We start from the raw sequence: 26,363 nt of genomic DNA, 5'->3' as shown, positions 1-26,363 counted from the left end.
ACCCTTTCGCGCACCCGCGAAACTTCGCAGCGACAGCTCGCACGCCCTTGACAGAGTGGTGTTCGGTTGCCGACACATCGTGCCGGGTCCGGCGGATTGTGTTGCCGCTGAGTGGTGACACGCCATAGAGTCGCCAACCGTCGGCATGGTGCCACGCTGACCTATCGATAAGTGTCCTGGTCACGTCCGAGGAGGTAAGACGACTTGTGAATGAGTCGACATTTGCCCCTGGGGGTGGTCGAGCAGGGATGCCCGAGCGGGGCCAAGGCCCCACCGGGCTCGAAGCCGTCGGCTCCGTCGCGGTACGCACCTTCGCAAACCACCAGCACATGACGACGCCCCAAAAGAGCATGGACGGCCTAGACGTGAACTCCAGGGCCGGCGACCTGAGCGGCGAAAAGCCCACTGGTTTCGCCGACTACGACAATGTGCCCGAAGGGCACTTCTACGACCCCGACGCGGAGTACGAACCGGACCCCGAGTACGCGGCCACCCTCGCCCCCGACGCTGCCCGCCAGCGTCGTGAGCGGATCGGCCCGACCGGACGCCCGCTTCCGTACTTCCCGATCCCGGGTCCGCTGACCGACCACGGTCCGGCGAAGATCATCGCGATGTGCAACCAGAAGGGCGGCGTGGGCAAGACCACGTCGACCATCAACCTGGGTGCCGCGCTCGCCGAGTACGGGCGCCGCGTGCTGCTCGTCGACTTCGACCCGCAGGGCGCACTGTCCGTGGGTCTCGGCGTGAACCCGATGGAACTCGACCTGACGGTCTACAACCTGCTCATGGAGCGGGGCATGTCGGCCGACGAGGTGCTGCTCAAGACGGCGGTCCCCAACATGGACCTGCTGCCGAGCAACATCGACCTGTCCGCTGCGGAAGTGCAGTTGGTCAGCGAGGTCGCGCGCGAGTCCACCCTGCAGCGGGCCCTGAAGCCCCTGCTGGCCGACTACGACTACATCGTGATCGACTGTCAGCCCTCGCTCGGTCTGCTGACCGTGAACGCCCTGACGGCGGCTCACAAGGTCATCGTCCCGCTGGAGTGCGAGTTCTTCGCACTGCGCGGCGTGGCGCTGCTGACCGAGACCATCGAGAAGGTGCAGGAGCGGCTCAACCCCGAGCTGGAGCTCGACGGCATCCTCGCCACGATGTACGACTCCCGTACGGTGCACAGCCGTGAGGTGCTGGCGCGCGTCGTCGAGGCATTCGACGACCACGTCTACCACACGGTCATCGGCCGCACGGTGCGCTTCCCGGAGACCACGGTCGCCGGTGAGCCGATCACCACGTACGCCTCCAACTCCGTCGGCGCCGCCGCCTACCGCCAGCTGGCCAGGGAGGTGCTCGCCCGGTGTCACGCCGAGTGAGTCTGCCCGGAGCCGACGAACTGTTCCGTACGACCGGGGGGATGGCGCTCCAGTCGTCCTCGCCGCGGCGCGGGGTCGAGGAGGCACCCGTCGCGGAACACTCGGCCAGTTCGGCCGAGGGCACCGCGGGGGAGGGCCGCAGCCGGGAGGCTGAGGCCGGTACGGCGTCCGGCGGGCCCGTCGTGGGGCAGCCGCGGCGACCGCAGGAAGGTTCTGTCAGCCCCGCCGGCCCGGCCGGCGGGGCGGTCGCCGCCCCGACCGGCGCGACCCGACGGGGCAAGGGGCAGGGCCGCGGTGCGAACCGGCGGCCCAGCGGCCGCGAACGGCACGACGAGAAGATCACGGTCTACGTCTCCGCGGAGGAGCTCATGGACCTGGAACACGCGCGGCTGGTGCTGCGCGGGGAGCACGGGCTCGCAGTCGACCGCGGCCGCATCGTCCGCGAGGCGGTGGCGGTCGTCCTCGCCGATCTCGAGTCCCGCGGCGACGCCAGCATCCTGGTCCGCCGCCTGCGCGGTCGCTGACCGCCTGGCGGCCGGCTTCCGGGTTCCGGGCCCCACCCGGAAGCCGAGGCCCGGCACCCCACCCCGCCGGCCCGGGCCACCGCGGCGTCGCGGGACGGCACGGCCCGCCCCCAAGCCCGCCGCGGCCCCCCGGCCATGGCGGCTTTGCCGGACGGCGAGGTGCTGCCGTACCTCCGGCGCGGGCGCCGGCCCACCGCAGTGCGCGATGCACCGCACCTGCTCCCGCGCCCGGGCGGGACCCGTCGGCCATGGAGCGCCTGCGGGCCACACGTCCAGTGCGCACACCGGCCTTCCGCCGCGCCCCGGACCGGTTCCCGCGCCTGGCGGGACCCTCAGACCGCAGAGCCGACGGCTTTGCCGGACGGCGAGGTGCAGCTGTACGTCCGGTGCGGGCGCAGGCCCACCGCAGTGCGCGAGCACTGCACCGGCCCCCGCTCCCGGTGCGCTCGCCGGCCCTCCGCCGCGCCCCGGGCTGGCTGCCGTGCCCGGCGGGCCCTTCAGGCCGCTTTGCCGGACGGCGAGGCGCTCTCGTAAGTCCGGTGCGGACACCGTTCCCCCCGCCGCGCCCCGGGCTGGCCGCCGCGCCCGGCGGGACTCTCAGGCCGCAGAGTTGGCGACTTTGCCGGACGCGAGGTGCCGTCGTACGTCCGGTGCGGGCGCCGTGGCCTTCCGCCGCGCCTCGGGCTGGCCGCCGCGCCCGGCGGGACTCTCAGGCCGCAGAGTTGGCGGCTTTGCCGGGCGGCGAGGTGCTGCCGTACGTCCGGTGCAGGCGCTGGCCCACCGCAGTGCGCTGCACCGCACCGGCCCCCGTTCCCGGTGCGGACACCAGCCCTCCGCTTCGCCCCGGACCTGCCGCCGCGCCGGGCGGGACCTTCAGGCCGCAAAGCTGGCGGCGTTGGCGGACGGCGAGGTGCTGTCGTAGGCCCGGTGCGGGGGGCGGCCGTCCTCCGCTGTGTGATGCGCGGCACCGCGCGCCGCGCCCCGGCGGGACTTTCCGGCCGCAGGACTAGGCTGCTCGTGGCTGTCATCCAGCCCGCCGCCGCTGCCCCTGCGTACCACCTGGACCGCGATGCCCTTCCCCGCCGAATCCGGCCGACCGCCCCGGCGACTGCTGGGGCGCGGCCCCGGCAACCCCGACGCGGCCGACGGAGGAGCGGATCCCGAAGCCCCTGACGCGCCCGCTGCGCGGCCCGTGGCGGCGGAGGGCAGCCCGGAGCCCCGCCGGACCCCCGGCCCGGCGGACGGGCCCGCAGATCCCCAGCAGGAGCGCCCCGGGCCACTGGACGGCACCCCGGCCGTGGCCCAGGCCGATGCCGCCCCGGCCGGGGGCGCCGCAGCTCCCGCCGTTGGCGGCAAGGCCGAGCCTGACGTGCCCGCTGCGCGCCCCGCGGCGGCGGGCGGCGGGGCGGAGCCCCTGGAGCTCTCCGGGCCCCCGGAGGGGCCCTCAGGCCCCCAGCAGGCGCAGCCCGGGCCGGGGGAGGCCGTGGCCGACACGTCGGCGGACGGCGCCCCGGCCGACAGGCCACTCACCGCGCTGCCCGCCGCAGGCGGCTACTCCGGCGGGGATGATGCCGCTCCGGGTGGTCCGGCCGTGGACGCTGCCGGCCTTGCCGGAGGCGGCAGCGGGGGCGCCGCAGCCCTTGCCGTCGGCTACCAGGCCGAGGCCGCCGCGCCTCCGGCCGGCAGGCTCGTCACCGCGCTCCCCGCCGGAGGCGGCTCGGCCGGGGGCGCCGCAGCCCCTGCCGCCGGCGGCCAGGCCGAGGTCGCCGCGGGCCTGGCCCAAGGGGGAGTGTCTGGCGGCCCCGTCGGAGGCGATGGGCGGTTCACGTTGCGGCTCGACAACTTCGAGGGGCCCTTCGACCTGCTGCTCCAGCTGATCTCGCGGCACAAGCTCGACGTCACCGAGGTGGCGCTGTCCAAGGTCACCGATGAGTTCATGGCCCACATCCGGGCCATGGGGCCGGACTGGGACCTCGACCAGACGACCGAGTTCCTCGTCGTTGCCGCCACCCTGCTCGACCTGAAGGCCGCCCGGCTGCTGCCGGCCGCCGAGGTCGAGGACGAGGGGGACCTCGCCCTCCTCGAGGCCCGGGACCTGCTCTTCGCACGCCTGCTGCAGTACCGCGCGTACAAGCAGATCGCCGAGATCTTCGAGAGGCGGGCCGAGGCCGAGGGGAGGCGGTACCCGAGGACCGTGGGCCTGGAGCCGCACCACGCGGACCTGCTGCCCGAAGTCGTCATCAGCATCGGAGCCGAAGGCTTCGCCCGCCTCGCCGTCAAGGCCATGCAGCCGAAGGCGAAGCCCCAGGTGTACGTGGACCACATCCACGCGCCCCTCGTCAGCGTGCGCGAGCAGGCCGGGCTCGTGGTGCGGATGCTGAAGGCGCGCGGGGAGGCCACCTTCCAGGAGCTCACCGAGGACGCCGGCGACACCCTCACCGTCGTCGCGCGCTTCCTGGCCCTCCTGGAGCTCTACCGGGAGAAGGCCGTGGTCCTCGACCAGGAGGAGGCCCTGCAGACCCTCACCGTGCGCTGGAGCGGCGGGGACGGCGACGGGATGCCGACCGTGACCGACGAGTTCGACCAGATCGTGGAGGCGAAGGATTGAGAAGCGATGCGAGCGCGGTGGCCGCGCTGGAGCTGAAGCCGGCCCTGGAAGCCGTGCTCATGGTCGTGGACGAGCCCGCCACCGAGGCGCACCTCGCGAAGGTCCTGGAGCGGACCCCCCGCGAGGTCGCGCACGCGCTGCGCGAGCTCGCCGACGAGTACACGGCCGCGCGCCGGGGTTTCGAGCTGCGGCTGGTCGCGGGCGGCTGGCGGTTCTACAGCCGGGCGGAGTACGCCCCGGCCGTCGAGGGCTTCGTACTGGACGGCCAGCAGGCCCGGCTCACCCAGGCGGCTCTGGAGACCCTGGCGGTCGTCGCGTACCGCCAGCCGGTGAGCCGGTCGCGGGTCTCGGCGGTGCGCGGAGTCAACTGCGACGGGGTCATGCGGACCCTCCTCCAGCGGGGTCTGGTGGAGGAGGCGGGGACGGAACCCGAAACAGGTGCGATCCTGTACAGGACGACGAACCACTTTTTGGAGCGGATGGGCCTACGAGGCCTGGACGAGCTCCCGGAGCTCGCGCCCTTCCTCCCCGAGGCGGACGCGATCGAAGCCGAGACGCAAGAAGGTGTGCCGTCGTTCGATCCGGACTCACCGGATACCGATGAAGACGACGACAAGACGACGGAACTTTGATGCGAAGCAGCGGCAACGGCAACGGTGGCGGCAACAGGAACAGCGGCGGCGGCGGTGGTGGCGGACGCGGCGGTAACCCCCGCGGCGGCTCCTCCTCCGGCGGCAACTACCGCGGCGGTGGCTCCTCCGGCGGTGGCAGCTCCCGCGGTGGCTCCTCCGGCGGTGGCAGCTCCCGCGGTGGCTCCACCGGCGGCGGCTCCTCCCGCGGTGGCGGCTCGCGCGGCGGCTCCACCGGAGGCGGCGGCGGTTACCGCGGCGGCAGCTCCGGCGGCTACCAGGGCGGCAACTCCGGCGGCGGCTACCAGGGCGGTGGCGGCTACCAGGGCGGCGGCTCGGACGCGCGCGACCGCGACCAGGCTCCGCCGCCGCGGATCCGCAACCCGCGCCCCGAGGAGCGCCGCTACGACGTGGGCCCCGAAGGTGAGCGCAGCGGTCGCAGCGGCCCCAAGGCCGGCGGCGGCGGTGCCCGTGGCGCGGCCGCACGCGGTGGCGCCAAGGGCGGCCCCAAGACCTCCAGGACCCCCGGCATCGGCGGGGCCGGCGGCCCGCGCAGCGGCCCGGGCAGCCGCAGCGGCCAGTCCCGGCCGCGCGAGCTGGACGCGCGCATCGAGGAGCGCGTGCGCGACCGGTACGCCGACAAGCCCGTGATCAAGACCCCGAAGACCTTCCCGGGTGCCGAGGAGGAGGGTGAGCGTCTGCAGAAGGTGCTCGCCCGCGCCGGCATGGGTTCGCGCCGCGCCTGCGAGGAGCTCATCGAGCAGGCCCGCGTCGAGGTCAACGGCGAGATCGTGCTGGAGCAGGGCAAGCGCGTCCTGCCGAAGGACGAGATCAAGGTGGACGGCCTGACCGTCGCCACCCAGTCGTACCTGTTCTTCGCGCTGAACAAGCCCGCCGGTGTCGTCTCCACCATGGAGGACCCCGACGGCCGCCAGTGCCTGGGCGACTACGTCACCAACCGTGAGACGCGTCTCTTCCACGTCGGCCGGCTCGACACCGAGACCGAGGGCATCATCCTGCTCACCAACCACGGTGAGCTGGCCCACCGCCTCACGCACCCGAAGTACGGCGTGAAGAAGACCTACGTCGCCGCCATCACCGGCCCGCTGCCGCGTGAGATCGGCAAGCGCCTCAAGGACGGCATCGAGCTGGAGGACGGCTACGCCCGCGCCGACCACTTCCGCGTCGTGGACCAGGTCGGCAAGAACTACCTGGTCGAGGTCACCCTCCACGAGGGCCGCAAGCACATCGTCCGCCGCATGATGGCGGAGGCCGGCTTCCCGGTCGAGAAGCTCGTCCGGACCTCCTTCGGGCCGATCGAGCTGGGCGACCAGAAGTCCGGCTGGCTGCGCCGCCTGACCAACACCGAGGTCGGCATGCTGATGCGCGAGGTCGGTCTGTAGGAGGCGGTCCCGGTCACCGCACAGGTGGCCGGCCCGTTCGCAGGATCCCCGTTCGCAGAGAACCCGCGGTGCCCCAGGGCGCCGCGGGTTCTCTGCTTGTCGGGGACCCCTCTCCCTGTTTATAGTCAGACTGACCATTAACCGGAGTGAGGGGGGTCGGCATGAGCTGGACCATGAGCTGGACCGAGGTGCTCGGCTTCGCCACCGGCGCCCTGTGCGTCTGGCTGGTCGCCCGGCAGCACGTCGCCAACTGGCCGATCGGCATCGCCAACAACGTCTTCTTCATCGTGCTCTTCGCCCAGGCCGGCCTCTACGCCGACGCCGGGCTCCAGATCGTCTTCATCGCCCTCGCCGCCTACGGCTGGTGGTCCTGGACCCACGGGGGTGGACCAGGATCCGCCGAGGCCCTGCCGGTACGCCGCACCACGCGCACCGAATGGGCCGGGCTCGCCGCGGCGGGGGCGGTGGCGGTGCTCGGGCTCACGCTGCTGCTGAGCCGGGCCACCGACTCCACCGTCCCGTTCTGGGATGCGCTGACCACCGGGCTCTCGCTCGCCGCCACGTACGGGCAGTGCCGCAAGCTCGTGGAGTCCTGGTGGCTGTGGATCGCCGCCGACCTCGTCTACATCCCGCTCTACGCGTACAAGGGGCTCTACCTGACCTCCGCGCTCTACGTCGGCTTCCTCGTCCTGTGCGTGGCCGGACTCCTCGGCTGGCGGCGCACGCTGCCGGCGCGGGACGCCCGTACGACGGCGGAGGCGACGGCATGAGACGCCACGGGCACGGCCTGGTCCTCGGCAAGTTCTACCCGCCGCACGCCGGCCACCACCACCTCGTGCGCACCGCCCAGGACCAGTGCGAGCGGCTGACCGTGCTGGTGTGCGCGGCCTCGGTGGAGTCGGTCCCGCTCGCCGACCGGGTCGCCTGGATGCGCGAGGCGCACCCCGGTGCCCGGGTCGTCGGAGCGGTCGACGACATCCCGGTCGACCTGCACGACCCGGAGATCTGGGAGGCGCACATGGCGGTCTTCCGCAGTGCGGTCCCCGGGCGGGTGGACGCCGTGTTCACCTCGGAGGAGTACGGGAGCGAGCTCGCCCGGCGGTTCGGCGCCGAGGAGGTCCTGGTCGACCGGGAGCGGACGCTGTTCCCGGTGTCCGGGACGGCGGTCCGCAGCGACCCGGCCGGCTCCTGGGAGTTCCTAGGGCCGGCCGTGCGCGCCGCGCTGACCCGGCGGGTCGTCGTCCTCGGCGCGGAGTCCACCGGGACCACCACGCTGTCGCGCGCCCTGGCGGACCACTACCGGCAGCGCGGCGGCGTCTGGGCCAAGACCGGCTGGGTCGCCGAGTACGGCCGCCGGTACAGCGAGGAGAAGCTGGCGGCGGCCCGCGCGGCCGACCCGGCGGCGTCCTGGGCGGACGTGTCCTTCACCTCGGAGGAGTTCCCGGTCATCGCGCGCCGCCAGGACGCGGACGAGGAGCAGGCCGCCCGGCTCGGCTCCCCGGTGCTCTTCTGCGACACCGACTCCTTCGCGACCGGGATCTGGCACGAGCGGTACATGGGCGGCCGCAACGAGGAGGTCGAGCGGATCGCCGACCTCACCCGGCGGGACCTGTACCTGCTCACCGACCATGCCGACGTGCCCTTCGAGGACGACGGACTGCGGGACGGACCGCAGCTCAGACCCTGGATGACCGGGCGGCTCCGGGCGGAACTGGAGCGCACCGGGAGGCGTTTCCTCGTCGTGCGCGGCAACCGGGCGGCCCGGCTGGAAACGGCCGCCCGGGCCGTGGACGAGCTGCTGGCCGAGGGCTGGCACTTCACCGACCCCCTTCCGGAGAACCGATGACCCCCGGCTATGACCCGTACGCCTTCGAGCCGTTCGCGGTGACGGTCGACCTGGCCGTGTTCACCGTGCGCGACGGGGCCCTGCACGTGCTGCTGATCCGGCGCGGCCAGGAGCCGTACGCAGGGGCCTGGGCGCTGCCCGGGGGGTTCGTCCTGCCGCGGGAGTCCGCGGAGGCCGCCGCCCGGCGCGAACTGGCCGAGGAGACCGGCCTGCCGGAGCAGGTGGTGGCGGCGCTCCACCTGGAACAGCTGCGCACGTACAGCGAACCGGACCGGGACCCGCGGATGCGGGTGGTCTCGGTGGCCTTCACGGCCCTCGTCCCGGACATGCCCGAGCCGGCGGCGGAGGGCGGCGGGGACGCGGCGCAGGCCCGCTGGCTGCCGGTCGGGGAGGTCTGCGACCCGGCCTTCGACCACGCCGTGATCCTGGCGGACGCCCGGGAGCGGATCGGCTCGAAGCTGGAGTACACCTGCCTGGCCACCGCCTTCTGCCCGCCCGAGTTCACCCTGGGCGAGCTCCGAGCCGTCTACGAGACCGTCTGGGACACCACCCTCGACCGCCCCAACTTCCGCCGCAAGGTCCTCACGACGCCCGGGTTCGTGGAGGCCGTGCCGGGCGCCGCCCGGCTGACCGGAGGCCGCGGCAAACCGGCCGCCCTCTACCGGCCCGGCCCGGCGACCTCCCTCCATCCCCCCCTGCTCCGACCGGAAGGACCCACTCGATGACGAAGCGAGCCGCGACGGGCGCCCTGATAGGCCTGGCCCTGGGCGACGCCCTCGGCTTCCCGACCGAGTTCAACGACGTACCCTCGATCCTGGCCAAGACGGGACCGTGGCGGGAGATGAAGCTCCCGCGCCCGGCGATCGTCACGGACGACACCCAGATGACCCTCGCCCTCGCGCGCGGGATGCGCACCGCCGCGGAGCGCGGTCCGATCGGCCCGCTGCGCCTGGCCCGCCCGGTCCGCGAGGAGTTCGTCGACTGGTACCACTCCCCGGAGAACAACCGGGCACCCGGGAACACCTGCCTCAAGGCGTGCAGCCTCCTGAACCTGCCCGAACGGGACTGGCGGGACGCCAGCCAGGTCGGCTCCAAGGGCTGCGGCGCGAACATGCGCGTGGCCCCGGTCGGACTGGTGCCGGGCTGGACGGACGAGGAGCGGGCGGGCGCCGCCCAGCTCCAGTCGGCCCTCACCCACGGCCACCCGACGGCGCTCGCCGCCTCCGACCTGACGGCACGGGCGGTGCACCTGCTGGCCTCGGGCACCGAGGTGACGGGCCTGGTCGGACGGCTGCGCTCGTACGCCCTGGAGAACCGCACCCGCTACCACGAGCGCTGGCTCGGCGACCTCTGGATGCGGACCTCCTCCGACGCCTCGCCGGAGTCCTTCATCGCCCGGGGCTGGGACGAGTGCCTGGCGGTCCTGGACCGGCTGGCGGCCGCCCTGCGGTCCCCCTCCCCGGAGACCGACCCCTGCCTGACCACCGGCGACGGCTGGATCGCCGAGGAGGCCCTCGCCACGGCCCTCCAGTGCTTCCTCCTCTTCCCCGACGAGCCCCTCCTGGCGCTGCGCCGGGCGGCCTGCACGCGGGGCGACTCGGACTCCATCGCCTGCCTCGCCGGCGCCTTCGCCGGGGCGCACCTCGGCGCCGACGTCTGGCCCCGGGACTGGGAGGGCCGCATCGAGTACCGGGACGAACTCCTCGCCTTCGGCGCCCTCTGGGATGCTTGATCCATGCTGGACGCACTGAGTCTCGACCTGACCCCCGTCGTGGCGGAGCAGCCCGATCCGCTGCTCTTCGCCACGGTGTCGGGCGCCCACCTGTACGGCTTCCCGTCCCGGGACTCCGACATCGACCTGCGGGGCGCCCACCTCCTGCCGGCGCAGGCCCTCCTCGGCCTGCGCGAACCGGAGGAGACCCGCACCCGCATGTGGGACCGGGACGACGTGGAGATGGACCTCGTCACGCACGACCTGCGCAAGTTCGTCCGCCTGATGCTGAACCGCAACGGCTACGTCCTGGAGCAGCTGCTCTCCCCGCTCGTGGTCCACACGACACCGGCGCACGAGGAGCTGATCGCGCTGGCCCCGGGCGTGCTGACCTCCCATCACGCCCACCACTACCGGGGGTTCGCCAACACGCAGTGGCGGCTCTTCGGGAAGGCCGCCGAACTCAAGCCGCTGCTCTACGCGTTCCGGGCGCTGCTGACCGGCATCCACCTGATGCGGTCGGGCGCGGTGCAGGCACACCTGCCGACCCTGCTGGCAGAGGTGCCCGAGGCGCCCCCGTACCTGGCCGCCCTGATCGAGGCGAAGGTCGCCGCCGAACACGGGGGCTACGAGGGCCCGGCCGTCGGCGGGGTGCGCGCGGACTTCGAGGCGCTGCACGCGGTGCTGGACGCGGCGCAGTCCGCCTCCGCGCTGCCCGAGCACGGGTCGGCGTACGACGCCCTCGACGAGTTCGTCGTACGGCGCCGGGCGCTAGGCGGCTGACGCGCGGCGGGCCCGGACCAGGAAGTCCTCGACACGGGCGCGGTCCGGCTCCGCGGGCAGGGGAGTGACGGCGAGGGCGGTCTCGGTCTCCTCCTGGAGGCGGGCCATCCAGGCGTCGACCGCGTCCCAGGTGAGCTCCCCGCGGCGGACGGCCAGGAGGCGGTCGCGGTAGGGGCCGGCGTCGATGGTCAGGCGGCCCGTGCGCAGCAGGTCGCGGCAGGACAGCAGCAGGCGCAGCAGGTGCATGGCGTGTTTCCAGCGCGGGGCGCCGTGGACGCGGACGTCGGCGAGGAGTTTGCCGCGCTGGGAGGCCGCGTACCGGCTGAAGCTGGTGTGGGCCCGGCGGGAGAGGAAGGCCTCGCGCAGCGAGAGCAGCTCCTCGCCCACCGGCGTGAGCTCGTCCACCAGGGGGGAGTGCAGGCACTCCAGGATGTTCGGGTTGGCCCGCAGCGCGAGTTCGCAGAAGCGCTCCAGCTCCCAGGAGAACTCCTCGTCCCGCGGGCCCTCCACGTGGGTGGGGGGCTTCTCGAACCGCCAGAACAGCGGCGTCGGGGCGAGGTAGACACCGCGCCGGTCGGTGTCGCTCGCCTCCGTCGCCAGCCCGAACGCCCGGGAGCCCATCACGCATCGGTAGACCGTGTGGTCCCGTACCAGGGTCAGATCGTCCATCCGGCGAGCGTAGGCGCCTGACCTGCCGCTATGCGAGCGAGATATTGCCGTCCGGGGCGACCTTGATCTTCTTCTCCGCCAGTCCCTTGGTGGCCGGGCCCTTGGTCACCGCGCCGTCCGCGATCGCGAACGTGCTGCCGTGGCAGGGGCAGTCGATGGTGCCGTTCTCCACCTTGTTCACCAGGCAGCCCTGGTGCGGGCAGACCGCCGTGAAGCAGCGGAAGGATCCGGCCGTGGGCTGGGTGACCACGAGCTTCTCCTTCTTGAGGATCGTGCCTCCCCCCTTGGGCACGTCCGCGGACTTGACGAGGACCTCCGTGCCCGCCGAACCGGATTCCGGGGTGGCGGCGGTGGGGGCGGTGGAGGCGGCGGGCGCGGGCGCCGAGCCGTTCGACTGTCCCTGGGGGGTCTTCTCACCGTCACTGCCGCAGGCGGTGAGTGCACCGCCGGCCAGGGCGGCCGCGCCCGCCGCCAGTACCGTGCGCCGGGCGGTGTGCGTGGGGTCGCTCATGAGTCTCTCCTCGCGTTGTGGCCGGGAAGGGCGTGCAGCATCCTGGCCTGCGGCGAGCCTCAGGTGAAGCTTGCCGCGCCGTTTCACCGGACCGGTTCCCATGGGGCCAGTGAGGCAGGACTGCCAGGAGTGCGTACGACCTCCCACACGTGGATCACGGCCTCCCGGTTCAGCGGGCCGTGAACATGTGGGTAACGGACGCCCGATTCACCCTCCCGGCGGACCTCCGCGGTCAGGGCGTCCTCGTCGAGCTCCACCGCGAGCAACGTACCCGGCACCTCGCGGTAGTGCGCGTCGGCGATCGCGAGCGCCGTGGGGCGATCGGCCGAACAGTGCACGAAACCCTCCGAGTCCAGCGAGGGCGGGGCGAACGGGAGTCCGGGCGCGGCTGTCCAGTCGGCGAGCGCGACGATGTGGAAGATCATGCCGATCGTTCTACCGCAGCGGCCGGGGGACCCACGCACCAGGTGGCGGCCTGAGGCGGTCCGGGTGACATTGTCCGTGTCCCGAAGCCGGGTACGGCGCTGTCCGCGCGGCCCGGTCCCTCGTCGAAAGGCAGGACCATGGCGGGTAACGACCTCGGCTCTCTCCTCGGCGGCCTCCTCGGGAGCGGTGGCGGCCCGGGCGGGAGCGGCGGCGGAGCCGGCATCCTCGGCTCACTGCTCGGCGCGCTCATGAGCGGCGGCGCCGGCGGCCAGGCGGCCGGCGGCAACGGTGCGAACGATCCGCTCGGCGGCCTGCTGGACATGCTGACCAGGTCCGGCCTCGCCGACCAGGCGCAGTCCTGGATCGGCACCGGTGAGAACAAGCCCGTCAGCGCCGACCAGATCAAGGAGGCGCTGCCGGACGGGGCCCTGCAGAAGGCCGCGGAGCAGGCCGGCATCTCCCCGGATCAGGCCGCCGACCAGATCGCGCAGGTCCTGCCGCAGGCGGTCGACAAGCTGACCCCGCAGGGGCAGGTCCCGTCCGGCTCGCTGGAGGACATCATCAAGGCGCAGACGATCTGACCGTCGCGGACGACGGTCCGTCAGGGCCCGGCCGCCGTCCCACCGGACGGACTGCCGGGCCCTCGTGCGCCCGCTCTGGCTACCCTGGCCAGGCAGTCCCGTCACCGTGCCGTACACAACCCTGGAGCGCCCGTGAGAACCGCCGTCGTCATCGGAACCGGACTGATCGGCACCTCCGCGGCGCTCGCCCTGGCGGCGCGCGGGATCACCGTGCACCTCGCCGACCACGACCCGGACCGGGCCCGCACGGCGGCCGCCCTCGGGGCCGGCACCGACGAGGCGCCCCAGGGCCAGGTCGACCTCGCGATCGTCGCCGTGCCGCCGGCCCACGTGGCGGCGACCCTGGCCGACCTGATCGGACGCAGGGCGGCGCGGGCGTACGTGGACGTGGCCAGCGTCAAGGGCGGACCGCGGCGGGAGCTGGCGGCGCTCGGCGTCGACCTCACCGCGTACATCGGGACGCACCCGATGGCGGGCAAGGAGCAGTCGGGCCCGCTCGCCGCCACCGCGGACCTCTTCGAGGGCCGCCCGTGGGTGCTGACCCCGACCAGGGACACCGAACACGAGGTGCTGAACCTCGCGCTGGAGCTGGTGGCCCTGTGCCGGGCCGTCCCCGTGGTGATGGACGCGGACGCGCACGACCGGGCGGTGGCGCTCGTCTCGCACACCCCGCAGCTGGTCTCCAGCATGGTCGCGGCCCGGCTGGAGGAGGCCGACGAGACGGCGGTCCGCCTCTGCGGGCAGGGCATAAGGGACGTGACCCGGATCGCGGCCTCCGACCCCCGGATGTGGGTCGAGATCCTCTCGGCCAACCCGGGACCGGTGGCCGACGTCCTCGCCGGGATCGCGGCGGACCTGGAGGAGACCGTGGAGGCGCTGCGGGGCCTCCAGTCGGCCGACGTGGAGAAGCGGCGCGGCGGCGCGGCGGGCATCGAGGACGTGCTGCGGCGCGGGAACGCGGGCCGTGTGCGGGTGCCGGGCAAGCACGGCGCGGCGCCGACGGTCTACGAGACGGTGGCTGTGCTCATCAGCGACCAGCCGGGCGAGCTGGCGCGGATCTTCGCCGATGCGGGGCGGGCGGGGGTCAACATCGAGGACGTGCGCATCGAGCACGCGACGGGGCAGCAGGCGGGGCTCGTGCAGCTGATGGTGGAGCCGCGGGCGGCGGCCGGCCTGACGGCCGAGCTGCGGGAACGGGGCTGGGCGCTGCGGCAGCAGTAGCCGCGCTCCACACGCCGGCGGGGCTCGAAGACCGGGCTCCGCCCCGCGCCCCGCGCCTCGAACGCAGCCGGCCCGGATCGTGCCGGCGAAGCCGGAAAACCGGGCGGGGCCGGGAGCTGTCGGGGGCCGGTAACCTTGGGGAGGGGCGTTTTGCCGCGCCCGGACACGTACGCGCAACCAGGAAGGTGCCCGCACCGTGGAAACCGCAGCTCCGTCCGCCGTGATCGTCGCCATCGACGGTCCCTCCGGCACGGGCAAGTCCAGCACCTCCAAGGCCGTGGCCGCCAAGCTCGGGCTGCGCTACCTGGACACCGGTGCCCAGTACCGGGCCATCACCTGGTGGATGATCACCAACGGTGTCGACACCGACGACCCGCAGGCCGTCGCGATCGCCGCCGGCAAGCCCACCATCGTGTCCGGCACCGACCCGGCCGCCCCGACGATCACCGTCGACGGGCTGGACGCCGCCGGGCCCATCCGGACCCAGGAGGTCACCTCCAAGGTCAGCGCCGTCAGCGCGGTCCCCGAGGTGCGCACCCTGATCACCGACCTGCAGCGCTCCATCGCCGCCACGGCGGCCCTGGAGGCCGACGGGATCGTCGTCGAGGGCCGGGACATCGGCACCACCGTCCTGCCCGACGCCGACCTCAAGGTCTTCCTGACCGCCTCCGCCGAGGCGCGCGCCGCCCGGCGCAGCGGAGAGCTCCGCGGCAAGGAGGCCACCGACCTGGCGGCCACCAAGGAGGCGCTGATCAAGCGCGATGCGGCCGACTCCGGCCGCAAGACCTCCCCGCTGGCCAAGGCCGACGACGCCGTCGAGGTGGACACCACCGAGCTCACGCTCGACCAGGTGATCGAATGCGTCGTGACCCTGGTCGAAGAGAAGCGGGTGGGCCGCAAGTGAGCGAATCGCCCTCCCTCACGGGTGCGGCGGTCGGCAGGCGCATCGGCATCGGGCTCATGTACGGGCTGTGGAAGCCGCGCGTACTGGGCGCCTGGAAGGTGCCCGCCTCCGGTCCCGTGATCCTCGCCGTGAACCACTCGCACAACATAGACGGCCCGATGGTCATGGGCACCGCGCCGCGGCCCCTGCACTTCCTGATCAAGAAGGAAGCGTACGTCGGCCCGCTCGGCCCCTTCCTCGACGGGATCGGGCAGGTCAAGGTCGACCGCACCGGCGCCGACCGGGCGGCGATAGGCCGCGCCCTGAAGGTGCTCGACAACGGAGGGGCCCTGGGGATCTTCCCCGAGGGCACCCGCGGCGAGGGGGACTTCGCCTCGCTGCGCGCGGGTCTCGCGTACTTCGCGGTCCGCAGCGGAGCGCCCATCGTGCCCGTGGCCGTCCTGGGCAGCAGCGAGAACCGCGGAAAGCTGATCCCGGGGCTGCCGCCCTTCAAGAGCCGGGTCGACGTCGTCTTCGGCTCCGCCTTCGACGCCGGCGACGGCACGGGCCGACGTACCCGTACCGCGCTGGACCAGGCCACCACACGCATCCAGGACCGGCTGACCGCCCACCTGGCCGATGCCAAGCGCCTCACCGGGCGCTGAGCGAGACTTGACCTAGTAGTGGAACCGCGCTGCGCGGGTGCCACCGACCACCACGAACGACGAGGAACGGACTTCATGAACGACCAGCACGACCACGGAGCACTTGGCGATGCCGAGTACGCGGAGTTCATGGAGCTCGCCGCGGAAGAGGGCTTCGACATCGAGGAGGTCGAAGGCGCCATCGAGGAGGCGGGCCACGGCCCGCTGCCCGTCCTCGCCGTCGTAGGCCGCCCGAACGTCGGCAAGTCGACCCTGGTGAACCGGATCATCGGCCGCCGCGAAGCGGTCGTCGAGGACAAGCCCGGCGTCACCCGCGACCGCGTCACGTACGAGGCCGAGTGGGCCGGCCGGCGCTTCAAGGTCGTCGACACCGGCGGCTGGGAGCAGGACGTCCTCGGCATCGACGCCTCCGTCGCCGCCCAGGCCGAGTACGCCATCGAGGCCGCCGACGCGGTCGTCTTCGTCGTCGACGCCAAGGTCGGCGCCACCGACACCGACGAGGCCGTCGTCCGCCTGCTGCGCAAGGCGGGCAAGCCCGTCGTCCTGTGCGCCAACAAGGTCGACGGCCAGAGCGGCGAGTCCGACGCGGCCTCCCTGTGGTCGCTGGGCCTCGGCATGCCGCACCCGGTCTCCTCGCTGCACGGCCGCGGCACCGGCGACATGCTCGACGCCGTACTCGAGGCCCTGCCCGAGGCGCCCGCGCAGACCTTCGGCGGCGCCGCCCCCGGCGGCCCGCGCCGGATCGCGCTGATCGGCCGTCCGAACGTCGGCAAGTCCTCGCTGCTCAACAAGGTCGCGAAGGAGGACCGTGTCGTCGTCAACGAGCTGGCCGGCACCACCCGCGACCCGGTCGACGAGCTGATCGAGCTCGGTGGCATCACCTGGAAGTTCGTCGACACCGCCGGCATCCGCAAGAAGGTCCACCTCCAGCAGGGCGCCGACTACTACGCCTCCCTGCGCACCGCCGCGGCCGTCGAGAAGGCGGAGGTGGCGGTCATCCTGATCGACACCACCGAGACGATCAGCGTCCAGGACCAGCGCATCATCACCATGGCCGTCGAGGCCGGCCGCGCGATCGTCGTCGCGTACAACAAGTGGGACGAGCTCGACGAGGAGCGCCGCTACTACCTCGAGCGCGAGATCGAGACCGAGATGCAGCAGGTCGCCTGGGCGCCCCGGGTGAACGTCTCGGCGCTCACCGGCCGCCACATGGAGAAGCTGGTCCCGGCGATCGAGACCGCCCTCGCGGGCTGGGAGACGCGCGTCCCCACCGGCCGGCTGAACGCCTTCCTCGGTGAGGTCGTCGCCGCCCACCCGCACCCGATCCGTGGCGGCAAGCAGCCCCGCATCCTGTTCGGGACCCAGGCGGGCAGCAAGCCGCCGCGGTTCGTCCTCTTCGCCTCCGGCTTCCTGGAGCACGGCTACCGGCGCTTCATCGAGCGCCGTCTGCGCGAGGAGTTCGGCTTCGAGGGCACCCCGATCCACATCTCGGTGCGGGTGCGCGAGAAGCGCGGCGCGCAGTACAAGAAGAAGAAGTAGCAGCGCCGGCAGCGGTGCGCGGAAGCGCTGTCCGGGGTCAGTAGCCCCGGCGCGGAGCGGGCGGCAGGGCCGCCGGGATGTGCGTCATCCCGGTCTGGTGCTGCCGCCCGCTCGTGTATCCGGAGCTGCCCGCGTACGAGTACGCCGGCTGCGGCTGCGGCTGCGGGGTGTACGAGGGCTGCCAGTCGTCGGCCCGCTGCCACGCGGAACCGTTCCAGCCGCTGCCGTACGAGCCGGCGCCGACGGTGTAGGAGCCCCCGTAGGAGAAGGACGTGAACCCGAGGTCCTCCTCGCCCGAACGGTCGCCCGGCAGTGCCCGGAAGGCACGCAGGTACTCCGAGTACAGCGTGTCGTAGATCGGGGTGTGCGAGACGGCCGGTGCGCTGTCCCGGTCGCGTGCGGGGCGCATCGCGGGGACGGTGCTCGGATAGGACGGGGCGCGGGAGGAGTCGTATGAATGCACGTATCAGCCAACGAAACCGACGGCCTGCGGATGCGGGGTGACGGGGGAGGAAACGCAGATCGCCGGGGGTGTGCGGGACGGACCGCACACCCCCGGCGCACGCCGCCGGGCCCCCTCGGCGGGGGCTGGCGGCCGTTCCGGTCCCGGCTGGATCAGGCGCCGGGCGTACCCGCCAGGGGCATCGCGGCGGCCACGAGCTTGCCCGCGGCGGCGGCCTTGTCCAGCGCGTCGCGGAGCAGGTCCTCACGGGGCTGCTGGCCGATGGAGCCGACCGGGGCGGCGTAGATGAGCACGCGCTGGGTCTTCTGGACGGCGGTGCGCCAGCCGTCGGTGACCGACAGCGCCTGGTGCGCCTGCCACCACGCGACCTGGCCGCCGCCCTCGGAGCCCGGCTGGAGCACGGCGTGCAGCTGGCCGGCGGCGAGCAGGACCGACCAGCCGCCCAGGACGGTGGGGAGCTCGGCGGTGTCGGTGACCGGGATGAAGCCCTGCTCGATGAGGAGCGGCAGGAAGTCGTCGCCGGGGCCGTCGCTGCCGGGGCGGGCGATCGGGGCGGTCGGCTCGACGACCAGGGCCGGGTGCAGCTCGCCGCCGATCAGGATCAGGCCGCTGGTGATGCCGAGGACCGCCTGGCCGCCGGGCACGTTCTGCGGGGCGTTGCCGTCGGCGCCGGGCGCCGGGCTGTCGCCGGTGATGCTGCGGACGGCGCCCTGGAGCTGCTCCTCCGACACGGAGACGACCTGCGAGGGGATGCAGGCGGCGTGGGCGAAGGCGAGGACGGCGGTCTCCTCGCCGACGAACAGCACCGTGCTGGTGCGGTCGTTCTCGGGGTCGCCGGGGGTGCGGCAGGAAGTGCAGTCGTAACTGCGCGGCGCGTCCTCGCCGACGAGCAGCCTGTCGGCTTCTTCGTCACCGATCTCGGCACGTACCTCATCACTGACGTCGAGCATGCGCGGCACGGGGTGGCTCCTCGGCATAGGTGCGGGGCCGGGGGACTCCCGGCTCGCCGGGCTCAACGGACGAGTGGCGGCCGGGGTCACGCCATTGGAGGGAACGGAATCGAACCGGGCCCCCGGAAGAGTGAACCGTCCGACCGGGGCGTTGTTTTCGTGCCAACTGTTTTCTGGTTGTGCTCAGTTGGCAGCCGGGTCTGGTCGTTTGGCGCCGGGGTGGCGGGTCGGCCGACCGGGTGGGGTGCGGTGAACCGCCGCGTGGCGGGCCGGAGGGGGCCGCAGGGGGCTGCGTAGCGTGACCCGATGCCCAACCTCCGGATCCGCCGGGCCGCCGCCTTCTGCGTCGCCCTTGCCGCCGCCGTGCTGGTGCTCGTACCTCCCTGCGGCCCGGCGGCCGCGGCTCCGCCACCGCCCGCGCCCGGACCGGCGGGAGCCGCGCACCCCGGCTCGCCGGGGATGATCGGCAGCGGGCCGGGGGACTGCGGACCGGGCGGGGAGTGGCCCTGGGACTGCGTGGCCGACTGCGAGAGCGGCGGACGGTGGGCGGTCAACACGGGCAACGGCTTCTACGGCGGGCTGCAGTTCCGGCAGCCGACCTGGGAGGAGTACGGGGGGCTGGCGTTCGCCCTGCGGGCCGACCTCGCGACCCGCGGACAGCAGATCAGGGTCGCGGAGGACCTCCTCGGCACGCAGGGGTGGAACGCGTGGCCGGTGTGCTCGAAGCGGTACGGGCTGGCGGGGCGGATGCACGCGGTGCGGGCCGGGGACACGCTGGTGTCGATCGCACGCAAGCACGGGGTGCGGGGCGGGTGGCAAACGCTGTACGAGGCGAACCGGGAGCTGATCGGGCCGCGGCCGGAGGCGATCGCGGTGGGCATGCTGCTGGCGGTCCCCGAGCCGGGACCGCAGCCGAGGCCGGAGCCGAAACCGCGGCCGGAGCCGAAACCGAGGCCGGAGCTGAAGCCGGGGCCGGAGCAGGAGCCGCAGACGAAGCCGAGGCCGGAGCCCGTGGGCGGGCCGGTTCCCGCCGGGCCGGCCGCCTCGTCCCCCGCCGTGCCTGCGCCGCCGCCCGCCAAGGCTCCGGCCCGCGGCTGAGCCCCGCACCACACCACACCCCCGCGGCGCGGTACGGCACGCCTCGCGCGTTGCGGGATGTCATGGAGGCGCTGACCCTGGAAGGACCGAGCCGAACGGCTCGCCCGGACTCCGGTGGTGAGTCAGATGGTCCAGAGCAGACACCCTCGGGCCGCGGCCTGCGCGGCGGCCGCAGTCCTGCTGGCCGTACCGGCCGTCGTGGGATGGTCCTCGGCCTCCGGGCCGGGAGAACGGGCGGCTCCGGGCCCGCCGGCGGCCGTGGCCCCGGCCGTGCCGGCCGTGGACGGCCCGGCGGACCCCGAGGCCGCCAAGGCACAGATCGAGAAGAACTGGGCCACCTTCTTCGACCCGGACACCCCCGTCAAGGAGAAGGCCGAGCTGCTGCAGCACGGTGAGATGCTCGCCGTACTGCTGGGCCTCTTCGGGGCCGACGCCGATGCCGACACCCCCGAGACCTCCGTGGAGATCAAGGACATCACCTTCACCTCGCCCACCGAGGCCAAGGTGACGTACGACCTGCTGGTCGGCGGCATCCCGGCGCTGGAGGACAGCAAGGGGGTCGCGGTGCTCGACGACGGGGTCTGGAAGGTGTCGCTGAAGAGCCTGTGCGGGCTGATCGAGCTCAGCGGCCACGACGCGCCGGCGCCGCCCTGCTGAGCACCCGCTGCCCGGCCGGGTCCCGCGGCTCCGCGCCGCCGGACTCCGCTGGCAGACTCGGGTAATGCCCGACACCTCCGCACGACTGCTGCGCCTCCTGTCCCTGTTGCAGGCCCACCGCGAATGGACCGGGGCCGGTCTCGCGGAGCGCCTCGGGGTCACCGCGCGCACCGTCCGGCGGGACGTGGACCGCTTGCGGGAGCTGGGGTACCCGGTGAACGCCAGCCCCGGGACCGGCGGCGGCTACCAGCTGGGGGCGGGAGCCGAGCTGCCACCGCTGCTGCTGGACGACGACGAGGCCGTGGCCGTCGCCGTCGGGCTGCGGACCGCCGCGGGGAACGGGGTCGAGGGGATCGGGGAGGCCTCCGTACGCGCCCTCGCGAAACTGGAGCAGGTGCTGCCTTCGCGGCTGCGGCGCCGGGTGTCCGCGCTCAACGAGTTCACCGTGCCGATGCTGCGCGGGGCCGAGCGGTCCACCGTGGACGCCTCGGTGCTGACCGAGCTGGCCTCCGTGTGCCGTGACGGTGAGCGGCTGCGCTTCGGCTACCGGGACCACGACGGCAACGTCAGCCGCCGCACCGTCGAGCCGCACCGGCTGGTCTGCACCGAGCGGCGCTGGTACCTGGTCGCCTGGGACCTGGACCGGGACGCGTGGCGGACCTTCCGCGCCGACCGGATCGAGCCCAGACCGCCGCACGGACCGCGGTTCACCCCGCGCCCGCCGCCCGCCGAGGACCTTGCCGCGTACGTTGCCGAGGGCGTGTCGCAGCGGGTGTACGCCGCCCGCGCGGTGGTGCGGCTGAAGGTTTCGGCACAGGAGGCGGGACGGATCGTCGGGCCGAGCGACGGAGTCCTGGAACCGGTCGACGGGCAGAGCTGTCTGCTGCGGACCGGAGGGGTGAACCTGGACGTTCTGGTGATTCACATCATGCTGCTCGGCTGTGAGTTCGAAGTGGTCGAGCCGCCGGAGCTGACGGACCGGATCAGGGCGGCGCGGGATCTCCTGGGGAGGGCCGTGGAGCCAGGAGAAGTGAAGGAAATGTAGCGGACCTGAGGGGGATTCAGCTGGTCTGGTCCATGAGGGCCGTGGCAATGTCCGCCGCGAATTCCGGGCCGCTCGGCGGAAATTCCAAAGTCCTTGCACGTCGGGCGTGTCGCGGTTCGGAAAACAATTTGCGGCTGTTGATATTCTGTGACACAAGCGTGACCCGGGACGGACGAACGTCCGGGCGCGGCGCTGACGAACGACGAAGGCGGGCCCGGTCGGTGAGACCGGGCCCGCCTCGTGTCGCGGGGTGAGGTGGTGCGTACCGCCCCGCGGTGGATCCGTCAGCCGCCGGCGATCGGGCGGGCGGCCGCCCCCCGGGTGGCGGCCCGCTCGGTGTGGGCCGGGCGGCGGCTGCCGACCGGGGTGACCGGGGTCCGCTCGGAGCGGATCAGGTGCGGCCGGGCCGCGGCAGGGTGCGCGGCGGGCCGGGGGGCCGGGGAGTGCGCCGCGCCGGCACCGGCCGCGGCGGCGACCGGAACCGGAACCGGAACCGGCTCCTCGACGACGGGGCCGTCGACGCGCCGCAACTGCCACTTGCCGCCCGCGGAGAGCAGCGGAGTGAGTGCGGAGACGACCGGTGCGGGCATCCGTCCGGTCTCGGCACGGCGGCGCAGCAGCTCGCGCAGTTCGAAGACGTAGGCCTCGCTCCGGGCGATGAGCGGCTCGAACCAGGGCAGGGCCAGCAGGATCAGCAGCCCCGCGGACCAGCCGAGCAGAACGTCGCTGACCCAGTGGGTGCCGAGGTACACGGTGGTGGCGCCGACGCTCAGGGAGACGACCGCGGACACCACGGACAGCACCCGCCGGGTGACCACGGTGGAGGCCAGGTAGGCCAGGATCCCCCAGGTCACAACGGCGTTGGCGGTGTGGCCGGAAGGAAATATATCGCCGCCCGCGAAGAGTTCGGCGGATCCGATCTCCGTGGCGTAGTGCGGGCCGAGCCGACCGAGGCCGAGCTTGACGGACCCGACGGTGACGTTGAGCAGGAGCAGCGCCACGCCGAGGGTGATCAGCGGGCGCAGGGTGTGCTGGCGCCAGCAGCGCCAGCCGAGCCAGGCGGCGACCATGACCGCGGTGGGTCCGCGCTGGCCGAGCACGACGAGGTAGTCGAGGAAGGCGTGTACCTGCGGCCACTGTTCGTAGGGCCGGAAGAACATGATCTGCCAGTCCAGGCGGACCAGCCACGAAGTGGTCAGTACGGCCACCACGATTGCGAGATAGAAGACGAGGGTCGATCCCAGGAGTACGACGCGGTGCCGGCTCATCTGCGGGGTTTGCAGATGAGCCGGTCGCTCTGGTTCCCGGTCCAGCCGGGCGAACACCCGCTCCAGACGGGTCAGGATTTGGTCGGTACGCACTCAATCGACGTTACCGCGCGCCGCTGGTCGGCCCGGGCGAATCGCGGGCTTTGTGATGACCATGTGATGTGGAGTTGGTCTCACGCGGTGCTTAATTCGCGGTATTTCGGCAGTGGTTGGAACCGGGGTGATCCACTGTCCCGGAAATTGTTTCGGTCACTTACCCGAACTTTATTGCCGCAGATCATTTCTTTTGCTGAAAGATGGATGGGAACGATTCATTCCGTTATGCGGGGGCTCTAGGGAGGCCCCGACCCGTTCAGCCAGAACGCCCCGTAGAGCGCCGAGACCAGGGCCGCCGCGCCCAGCACCAGGGCGGCCCGCCGGGTCCGCCACCCGGCCAGCGCCAGCGCCGGCGGCAGCATCAGCGGGAAGGCCGGGAGCAGCAGCCGGGGCTTGGAGCCGAAGTACCCGGAAGCGCACAGCGCCAGGGCCACGACGATCCCGCAGTACACGAGCAGCGGCGCCGGCTGCCGCTGCCGCACGCCCGTCGCGTACAGCCACAGCACCAGCACCACCCCCGCGATCAGCCCCACCCCTGCGGGGAAAGCGGACGAGGCCAGCTTCGCGCCGACGAACCGGGCGAAGGCCCAGCCCCCGTCGAAGCCGTTGCCCCAGCCGGCCTGCACGTCCAGGTACCCGAGCAGCCCGCCCCCGGTGTGCGCGCCGACCCACAGCACGTACGCCGCCGCTCCCAGCGGAGCCAGCAGCGCGCCCGCCGCCATCCGCCAGGACCGCTCACCGCGACGCCAGGCCAGGACCGCCGCCACCCATACCGCCGCTACCACCGCCGCACCGACCGGGCGGGTCAGCCCCGCACCCGCCGCGAGCAGCCCCGCCGTCAGCCACCGGCCGCGCAGGGCCCCGTACAGGGCCCAGGCGGCCAGCGCGGTGAACAGCGACTCGCTGTACGCCATCGACTGCACGATCCCGACGGGCAGCGCCGCCCAGACCCCGACCGCGAACACCCCGGCCCGGCGGCCGTGGAGCAGATCGGCCACCGCGAAGATCCCCCAGGCCGCGGCGAGCCCCGCGACCGCCGACACCACCAGCCCCGCGGAGCCGTACGACAGGCCGGTCGCCGCCGACACCAGCCGCTCCAGCCACGGCAGCAGCGGGAAGAACGCCAGGTTCGAGTGGACGTCCCCGTTCGGGAGGGCCACCTCGTACCCGTACCCCTCCGCGGCGATGCGGGCGTACCAGAGCGAGTCCCAGCGGGCCGACAGCAGCGTGTGCGGGCTGCTGCCGGCCGCCGCGCCCCACACCGCGAGCACGGTCAGCCCCAGCAGCCGGACCGCCGCGAAGACGGCCAGCGCGGGCGCGGCCCGGCGAAATCCAAGATCTTTCACGGGCATGATTATCGGTGGCGCCGGGACCTGCCGGTTCCGAGAACCACGGGCCGTGAGCGCGCGTGTACGCGGGGGGAGGCATCGGGGGAGGGGCGAGTGGCGCACGCCACACCGGGGCCGTCACCGGGATGAGAGCTTGGCCACGTGTCGGGCGGACGAACTCGCGTACGCTGACCGTTCACTCGCGTGTCGATGCCGGACCCCGTTGGACGCCGCACAGCGCACCACCCCCCGTGGCTCCACAAGACGCTGGTCCGCCGAGCGCGAGGGATCACCTGGGAGGTACATGCATGTCGGGGACGAACGCGGCCGGGGTCAGGACCCCTTCGCCCTGGCAGCGGCTCAGCGCGGCCTCCGGCGGAGCCAACCGCTGGGTCGTCCTGGCCGTTCTCTGCGTCAGCCTGGTCCTCGTCGCACTCGACGCGACCATCCTGCACGTCGCCGTCCCCTCCGTCACCGAGGACCTGCGCCCCGGCTCGATCGAACTCCTCTGGATCGTCGACGCCTACCCGCTGGTCTGCGCCTCGCTGCTCATCCTCTTCGGCACCCTCGGCGACCGGGTCGGGCGCCGCCGCATCCTCCTCCTCGGCTACGGGCTCTTCGGCGTGGCCTCCGCGATAGCGGCCCTCGCCGACAACGCCCAGGTCCTCATCGCCGCGCGCGCCCTGCTGGGCATCGGCGGCGCGATGATCATGCCCGCCACCCTGTCGATCCTGCGCCAGGTCTTCCCCGACCGGCGCGAGCGGGCCCTGGCCATCGGCATCTGGACCGCCGTCGCCGCGGTCGGCGCCGCGAGCGGGCCGGTGCTCGGCGGCTTCCTCGTCCAGCACTTCTGGTGGGGCTCGGTCTTCCTCATCAACATCCCGCTGATGGCGCTGATCCTTCCGCTCGGACGCTGGCTGCTGCCCGAATCGCGAGGCTCCGCGGACGGGCCGTGGGACGTGGTCGGCGCGCTGATGGCCGCCGCCGGGGTACTCGGCTCGGTGCTCGGCATCAAGCGGCTCGGCGCCGAACGCCACCTCCTGGACGCACATGCCGTGGTCCCGCTGCTGCTGGGCGCGGTGCTGCTCGTCCTGTTCGTACGGCGGCAGAAGCGGCGGACGCACCCGCTGATCGACATGCGGATGTTCTCCCGCGCCGCCTTCTCCACCTCCGTGGCCTGCATCGTGCTCGCCATGCTGGCCCTCGTCGGCCTGGAGCTGATCGCCGTCCAGTACCTCCAGCTGGTGCTGGAACTCAGCCCGCTGGAGACGGGCCTGCGGCTGCTGCCGCTGACCTTCGCCGCCATGGCCGCGGGCGCCACCGGGTCGTACACGCTGGGCCGGGTCGGGCCGCGCACGATGGTCTCGCTGGGCTTCCTGCTGACGGCCTTCGCCGTGCTGCTGCTGACGCTGATGGGCCAGCACGACCGGCCGCTGCTGCTGACCGTCGGCTTCATCCTGCTCGGCTTCGGACTGCAGACCACGCTCTTCGCCGCGTACGAGTCGATGCTGAGCGAGGCCCCGGCGGCCACCGCGGGCGGCGCGGCCTCGATCGGCGAGACCTCCTACCAGCTGGGCGCGGGCATCGGCATCGCGCTGCTGGGCAGCGTGATGAACGCGGCGTACCGGCCGGGGCTCGCGGGGGTGCCGGGGGTCTCGAAGGCGGACGCGGCGGGCGCGGCGAACTCCCTCGGCGAGGCCTATCAGATCGCCGCGCACCTCGGGGGGCCGGCGGGGGCCTCGCTGTACGCGGCGGCGCGGCACTCGTTCGTGCACGGGCTGCACGTGACGCTGCTGGTGAGCGCGGCGCTGTTGTTCGCGGGGGCGGTGATGGCGCTGAAGCTGCCGCGGGCCATGGAGTGCGGGGCCGCGGAGGGCGGGGCGGCGGGGGATGCCGTGCGGTTGCCCGCGCAGGCCAAGGGCGAGCCGTGCGCGGCTCCGGCGTCGGTCGAGCACGCGGGCTGATCGCCGTTGCGGGGGCGCTGCCCCCGAGCCCCCGCGCCTCAAACGCCGGCGGGGCTGAAGTTGACCGGCCGGGCTCAAAGGTCGGGGCTGGATTTGGGCGGCGAGGGCTAATAGCGTCGGGCGGGCGC

26 protein-coding genes are annotated in these 26,363 nt (G+C 73.3%); 19 read left to right on the top strand and 7 right to left on the bottom strand.

Translation table 11 applies throughout. The annotated features are described in order from the left end of the window. The first annotated feature begins 248 nt into the window (after positions 1 to 248). The 10 genes from OG472_RS12835 to OG472_RS12790 all read left to right on the top strand — a co-directional run bounded on the left by OG472_RS12835 (position 249) and on the right by OG472_RS12790 (position 10,871). Positions 249 to 1,367, top strand: a complete 1,119-nt coding sequence (locus tag OG472_RS12835; protein WP_361760339.1) for a ParA family protein — start codon at positions 249 to 251, stop codon at positions 1,365 to 1,367. Then, on the top strand, positions 1,352 to 1,891 hold the full coding sequence (locus OG472_RS12830; protein WP_383573207.1) for a hypothetical protein: 540 nt from the start codon (positions 1,352 to 1,354) through the stop codon (positions 1,889 to 1,891). The genes OG472_RS12835 and OG472_RS12830 overlap by 16 nt, the downstream gene beginning before the upstream one ends. Positions 1,892 to 2,960: 1,069 nt before the next feature. Further along, positions 2,961 to 4,499, top strand: a complete 1,539-nt coding sequence (locus tag OG472_RS12825; RefSeq protein WP_405941435.1) for a segregation/condensation protein A — start codon at positions 2,961 to 2,963, stop codon at positions 4,497 to 4,499. Next, the gene (gene scpB / locus OG472_RS12820; RefSeq protein ID WP_405829530.1) at positions 4,496 to 5,131 is read left to right on the top strand and encodes an SMC-Scp complex subunit ScpB; all 636 of its coding nucleotides are present in this window, start codon (positions 4,496 to 4,498) and stop codon (positions 5,129 to 5,131) included. Before OG472_RS12825 ends, scpB begins: the two co-directional genes overlap by 4 nt. After that, the gene (locus OG472_RS12815) at positions 5,131 to 6,531 is read left to right on the top strand and encodes a pseudouridine synthase (protein ID WP_405829528.1); all 1,401 of its coding nucleotides are present in this window, start codon (positions 5,131 to 5,133) and stop codon (positions 6,529 to 6,531) included. Before scpB ends, OG472_RS12815 begins: the two co-directional genes overlap by 1 nt. A gap of 161 nt (positions 6,532 to 6,692) precedes the next feature. Then, complete coding sequence (pnuC, locus tag OG472_RS12810) at positions 6,693 to 7,301, top strand: nicotinamide riboside transporter PnuC (RefSeq protein ID WP_401608945.1); 609 nt, start codon at positions 6,693 to 6,695, stop codon at positions 7,299 to 7,301. Next, positions 7,298 to 8,377: an AAA family ATPase gene (locus OG472_RS12805; RefSeq protein WP_405941434.1), complete on the top strand. Its 1,080-nt coding sequence runs from the start codon at positions 7,298 to 7,300 to the stop codon at positions 8,375 to 8,377. Before pnuC ends, OG472_RS12805 begins: the two co-directional genes overlap by 4 nt. Then, a complete protein-coding gene (locus OG472_RS12800) occupies positions 8,374 to 9,102 on the top strand; it encodes an NUDIX hydrolase (RefSeq protein WP_401608947.1) in 729 nt (242 codons plus the stop codon). The genes OG472_RS12805 and OG472_RS12800 overlap by 4 nt, the downstream gene beginning before the upstream one ends. After that, complete coding sequence (locus tag OG472_RS12795) at positions 9,099 to 10,109, top strand: ADP-ribosylglycohydrolase family protein (RefSeq protein ID WP_405941433.1); 1,011 nt, start codon at positions 9,099 to 9,101, stop codon at positions 10,107 to 10,109. Before OG472_RS12800 ends, OG472_RS12795 begins: the two co-directional genes overlap by 4 nt. Positions 10,110 to 10,112: 3 nt before the next feature. Beyond that, positions 10,113 to 10,871: a DNA polymerase beta superfamily protein gene (locus OG472_RS12790; RefSeq protein ID WP_405941432.1), complete on the top strand. Its 759-nt coding sequence runs from the start codon at positions 10,113 to 10,115 to the stop codon at positions 10,869 to 10,871. Here OG472_RS12790 and OG472_RS12785 read toward each other — a convergent pair. The 3 genes from OG472_RS12785 to OG472_RS12775 all read right to left on the bottom strand — a co-directional run bounded on the left by OG472_RS12785 (position 10,860) and on the right by OG472_RS12775 (position 12,476). Next, complete coding sequence (locus OG472_RS12785) at positions 10,860 to 11,540, bottom strand: DNA polymerase beta superfamily protein (protein ID WP_401608954.1); 681 nt, start codon at positions 11,538 to 11,540, stop codon at positions 10,860 to 10,862. The two genes, OG472_RS12790 and OG472_RS12785, sit on opposite strands and share 12 nt — an antisense overlap. A 28-nt stretch (positions 11,541 to 11,568) precedes the next feature. Beyond that, positions 11,569 to 12,051 carry a Rieske (2Fe-2S) protein gene (locus OG472_RS12780; RefSeq protein WP_405829524.1) on the bottom strand — a complete coding sequence of 161 codons (483 nt, stop codon included), beginning with the start codon at positions 12,049 to 12,051 and terminating at the stop codon, positions 11,569 to 11,571. Positions 12,052 to 12,134: 83 nt separating this feature from the next. Next, positions 12,135 to 12,476, bottom strand: a complete 342-nt coding sequence (locus tag OG472_RS12775; protein WP_401608958.1) for a DUF952 domain-containing protein — start codon at positions 12,474 to 12,476, stop codon at positions 12,135 to 12,137. A gap of 138 nt (positions 12,477 to 12,614) precedes the next feature. On the opposite strand from OG472_RS12775, the gene OG472_RS12770 reads away from it, so the two are divergent. The 5 genes from OG472_RS12770 to der all read left to right on the top strand — a co-directional run bounded on the left by OG472_RS12770 (position 12,615) and on the right by der (position 17,366). Continuing rightward, positions 12,615 to 13,058, top strand: coding sequence for a YidB family protein (locus tag OG472_RS12770; RefSeq protein WP_405941431.1), 444 nt, complete (start codon positions 12,615 to 12,617; stop codon positions 13,056 to 13,058). Positions 13,059 to 13,190: 132 nt separating this feature from the next. Beyond that, the gene (locus OG472_RS12765; protein ID WP_383573245.1) at positions 13,191 to 14,279 is read left to right on the top strand and encodes a prephenate dehydrogenase; all 1,089 of its coding nucleotides are present in this window, start codon (positions 13,191 to 13,193) and stop codon (positions 14,277 to 14,279) included. 196 nt (positions 14,280 to 14,475) lie between these two features. After that, a complete protein-coding gene (gene cmk / locus OG472_RS12760; RefSeq protein WP_405829521.1) occupies positions 14,476 to 15,183 on the top strand; it encodes a (d)CMP kinase in 708 nt (235 codons plus the stop codon). Then, positions 15,138 to 15,827, top strand: a complete 690-nt coding sequence (locus OG472_RS12755; RefSeq protein WP_401608966.1) for a lysophospholipid acyltransferase family protein — start codon at positions 15,138 to 15,140, stop codon at positions 15,825 to 15,827. The genes cmk and OG472_RS12755 overlap by 46 nt, the downstream gene beginning before the upstream one ends. 75 nt (positions 15,828 to 15,902) lie before the next feature. Further along, on the top strand, positions 15,903 to 17,366 hold the full coding sequence (gene der, locus OG472_RS12750; RefSeq protein ID WP_383573254.1) for a ribosome biogenesis GTPase Der: 1,464 nt from the start codon (positions 15,903 to 15,905) through the stop codon (positions 17,364 to 17,366). Between the two features lie 37 nt (positions 17,367 to 17,403). Here der and OG472_RS12745 read toward each other — a convergent pair whose 3' ends face one another. Together OG472_RS12745 and OG472_RS12740 are read right to left on the bottom strand one after the other, a co-directional pair. Further along, entirely contained in the window at positions 17,404 to 17,775 is a 372-nt protein-coding gene (locus tag OG472_RS12745) for a hypothetical protein (RefSeq protein ID WP_405829519.1), read from the bottom strand. 206 nt (positions 17,776 to 17,981) lie between these two features. Next, entirely contained in the window at positions 17,982 to 18,779 is a 798-nt protein-coding gene (locus OG472_RS12740; protein WP_383573524.1) for a hypothetical protein, read from the bottom strand. Between the two features lie 306 nt (positions 18,780 to 19,085). On the opposite strand from OG472_RS12740, the gene OG472_RS12735 reads away from it, so the two are divergent. The 3 genes from OG472_RS12735 (at position 19,086) to OG472_RS12725 (ending at position 21,579) form a co-directional block, all read left to right on the top strand. Then, on the top strand, positions 19,086 to 19,877 hold the full coding sequence (locus OG472_RS12735; protein WP_405829517.1) for a transglycosylase family protein: 792 nt from the start codon (positions 19,086 to 19,088) through the stop codon (positions 19,875 to 19,877). A 126-nt stretch (positions 19,878 to 20,003) separates the two neighbouring features. Continuing rightward, complete coding sequence (locus OG472_RS12730) at positions 20,004 to 20,534, top strand: hypothetical protein (protein ID WP_401608973.1); 531 nt, start codon at positions 20,004 to 20,006, stop codon at positions 20,532 to 20,534. Between the two features lie 64 nt (positions 20,535 to 20,598). Further along, a complete protein-coding gene (locus OG472_RS12725; protein WP_401608976.1) occupies positions 20,599 to 21,579 on the top strand; it encodes a helix-turn-helix transcriptional regulator in 981 nt (326 codons plus the stop codon). A gap of 284 nt (positions 21,580 to 21,863) precedes the next feature. Here the strand turns inward: OG472_RS12725 and OG472_RS12720 are convergent, their stop codons facing one another. Both OG472_RS12720 and OG472_RS12715 read right to left on the bottom strand, forming a co-directional pair. Continuing rightward, positions 21,864 to 22,940: a phosphatase PAP2 family protein gene (locus OG472_RS12720; RefSeq protein ID WP_405829515.1), complete on the bottom strand. Its 1,077-nt coding sequence runs from the start codon at positions 22,938 to 22,940 to the stop codon at positions 21,864 to 21,866. Between the two features lie 239 nt (positions 22,941 to 23,179). Beyond that, a complete protein-coding gene (locus OG472_RS12715) occupies positions 23,180 to 24,295 on the bottom strand; it encodes a hypothetical protein (RefSeq protein WP_405941430.1) in 1,116 nt (371 codons plus the stop codon). 284 nt (positions 24,296 to 24,579) lie between these two features. On the opposite strand from OG472_RS12715, the gene OG472_RS12710 reads away from it, so the two are divergent. Then, entirely contained in the window at positions 24,580 to 26,235 is a 1,656-nt protein-coding gene (locus tag OG472_RS12710) for an MFS transporter (protein WP_405941429.1), read from the top strand. Positions 26,236 to 26,363 lie beyond the last annotated feature (128 nt).

This window comes from Streptomyces sp. NBC_00207, assembly GCF_045160965.1.
Taxonomy (GTDB): domain Bacteria; phylum Actinomycetota; class Actinomycetes; order Streptomycetales; family Streptomycetaceae; genus Streptomyces.
The sequence above is the reverse complement of the archived record's forward strand: the minus strand, read 5'-3'. Positions and strand labels throughout refer to the sequence as shown.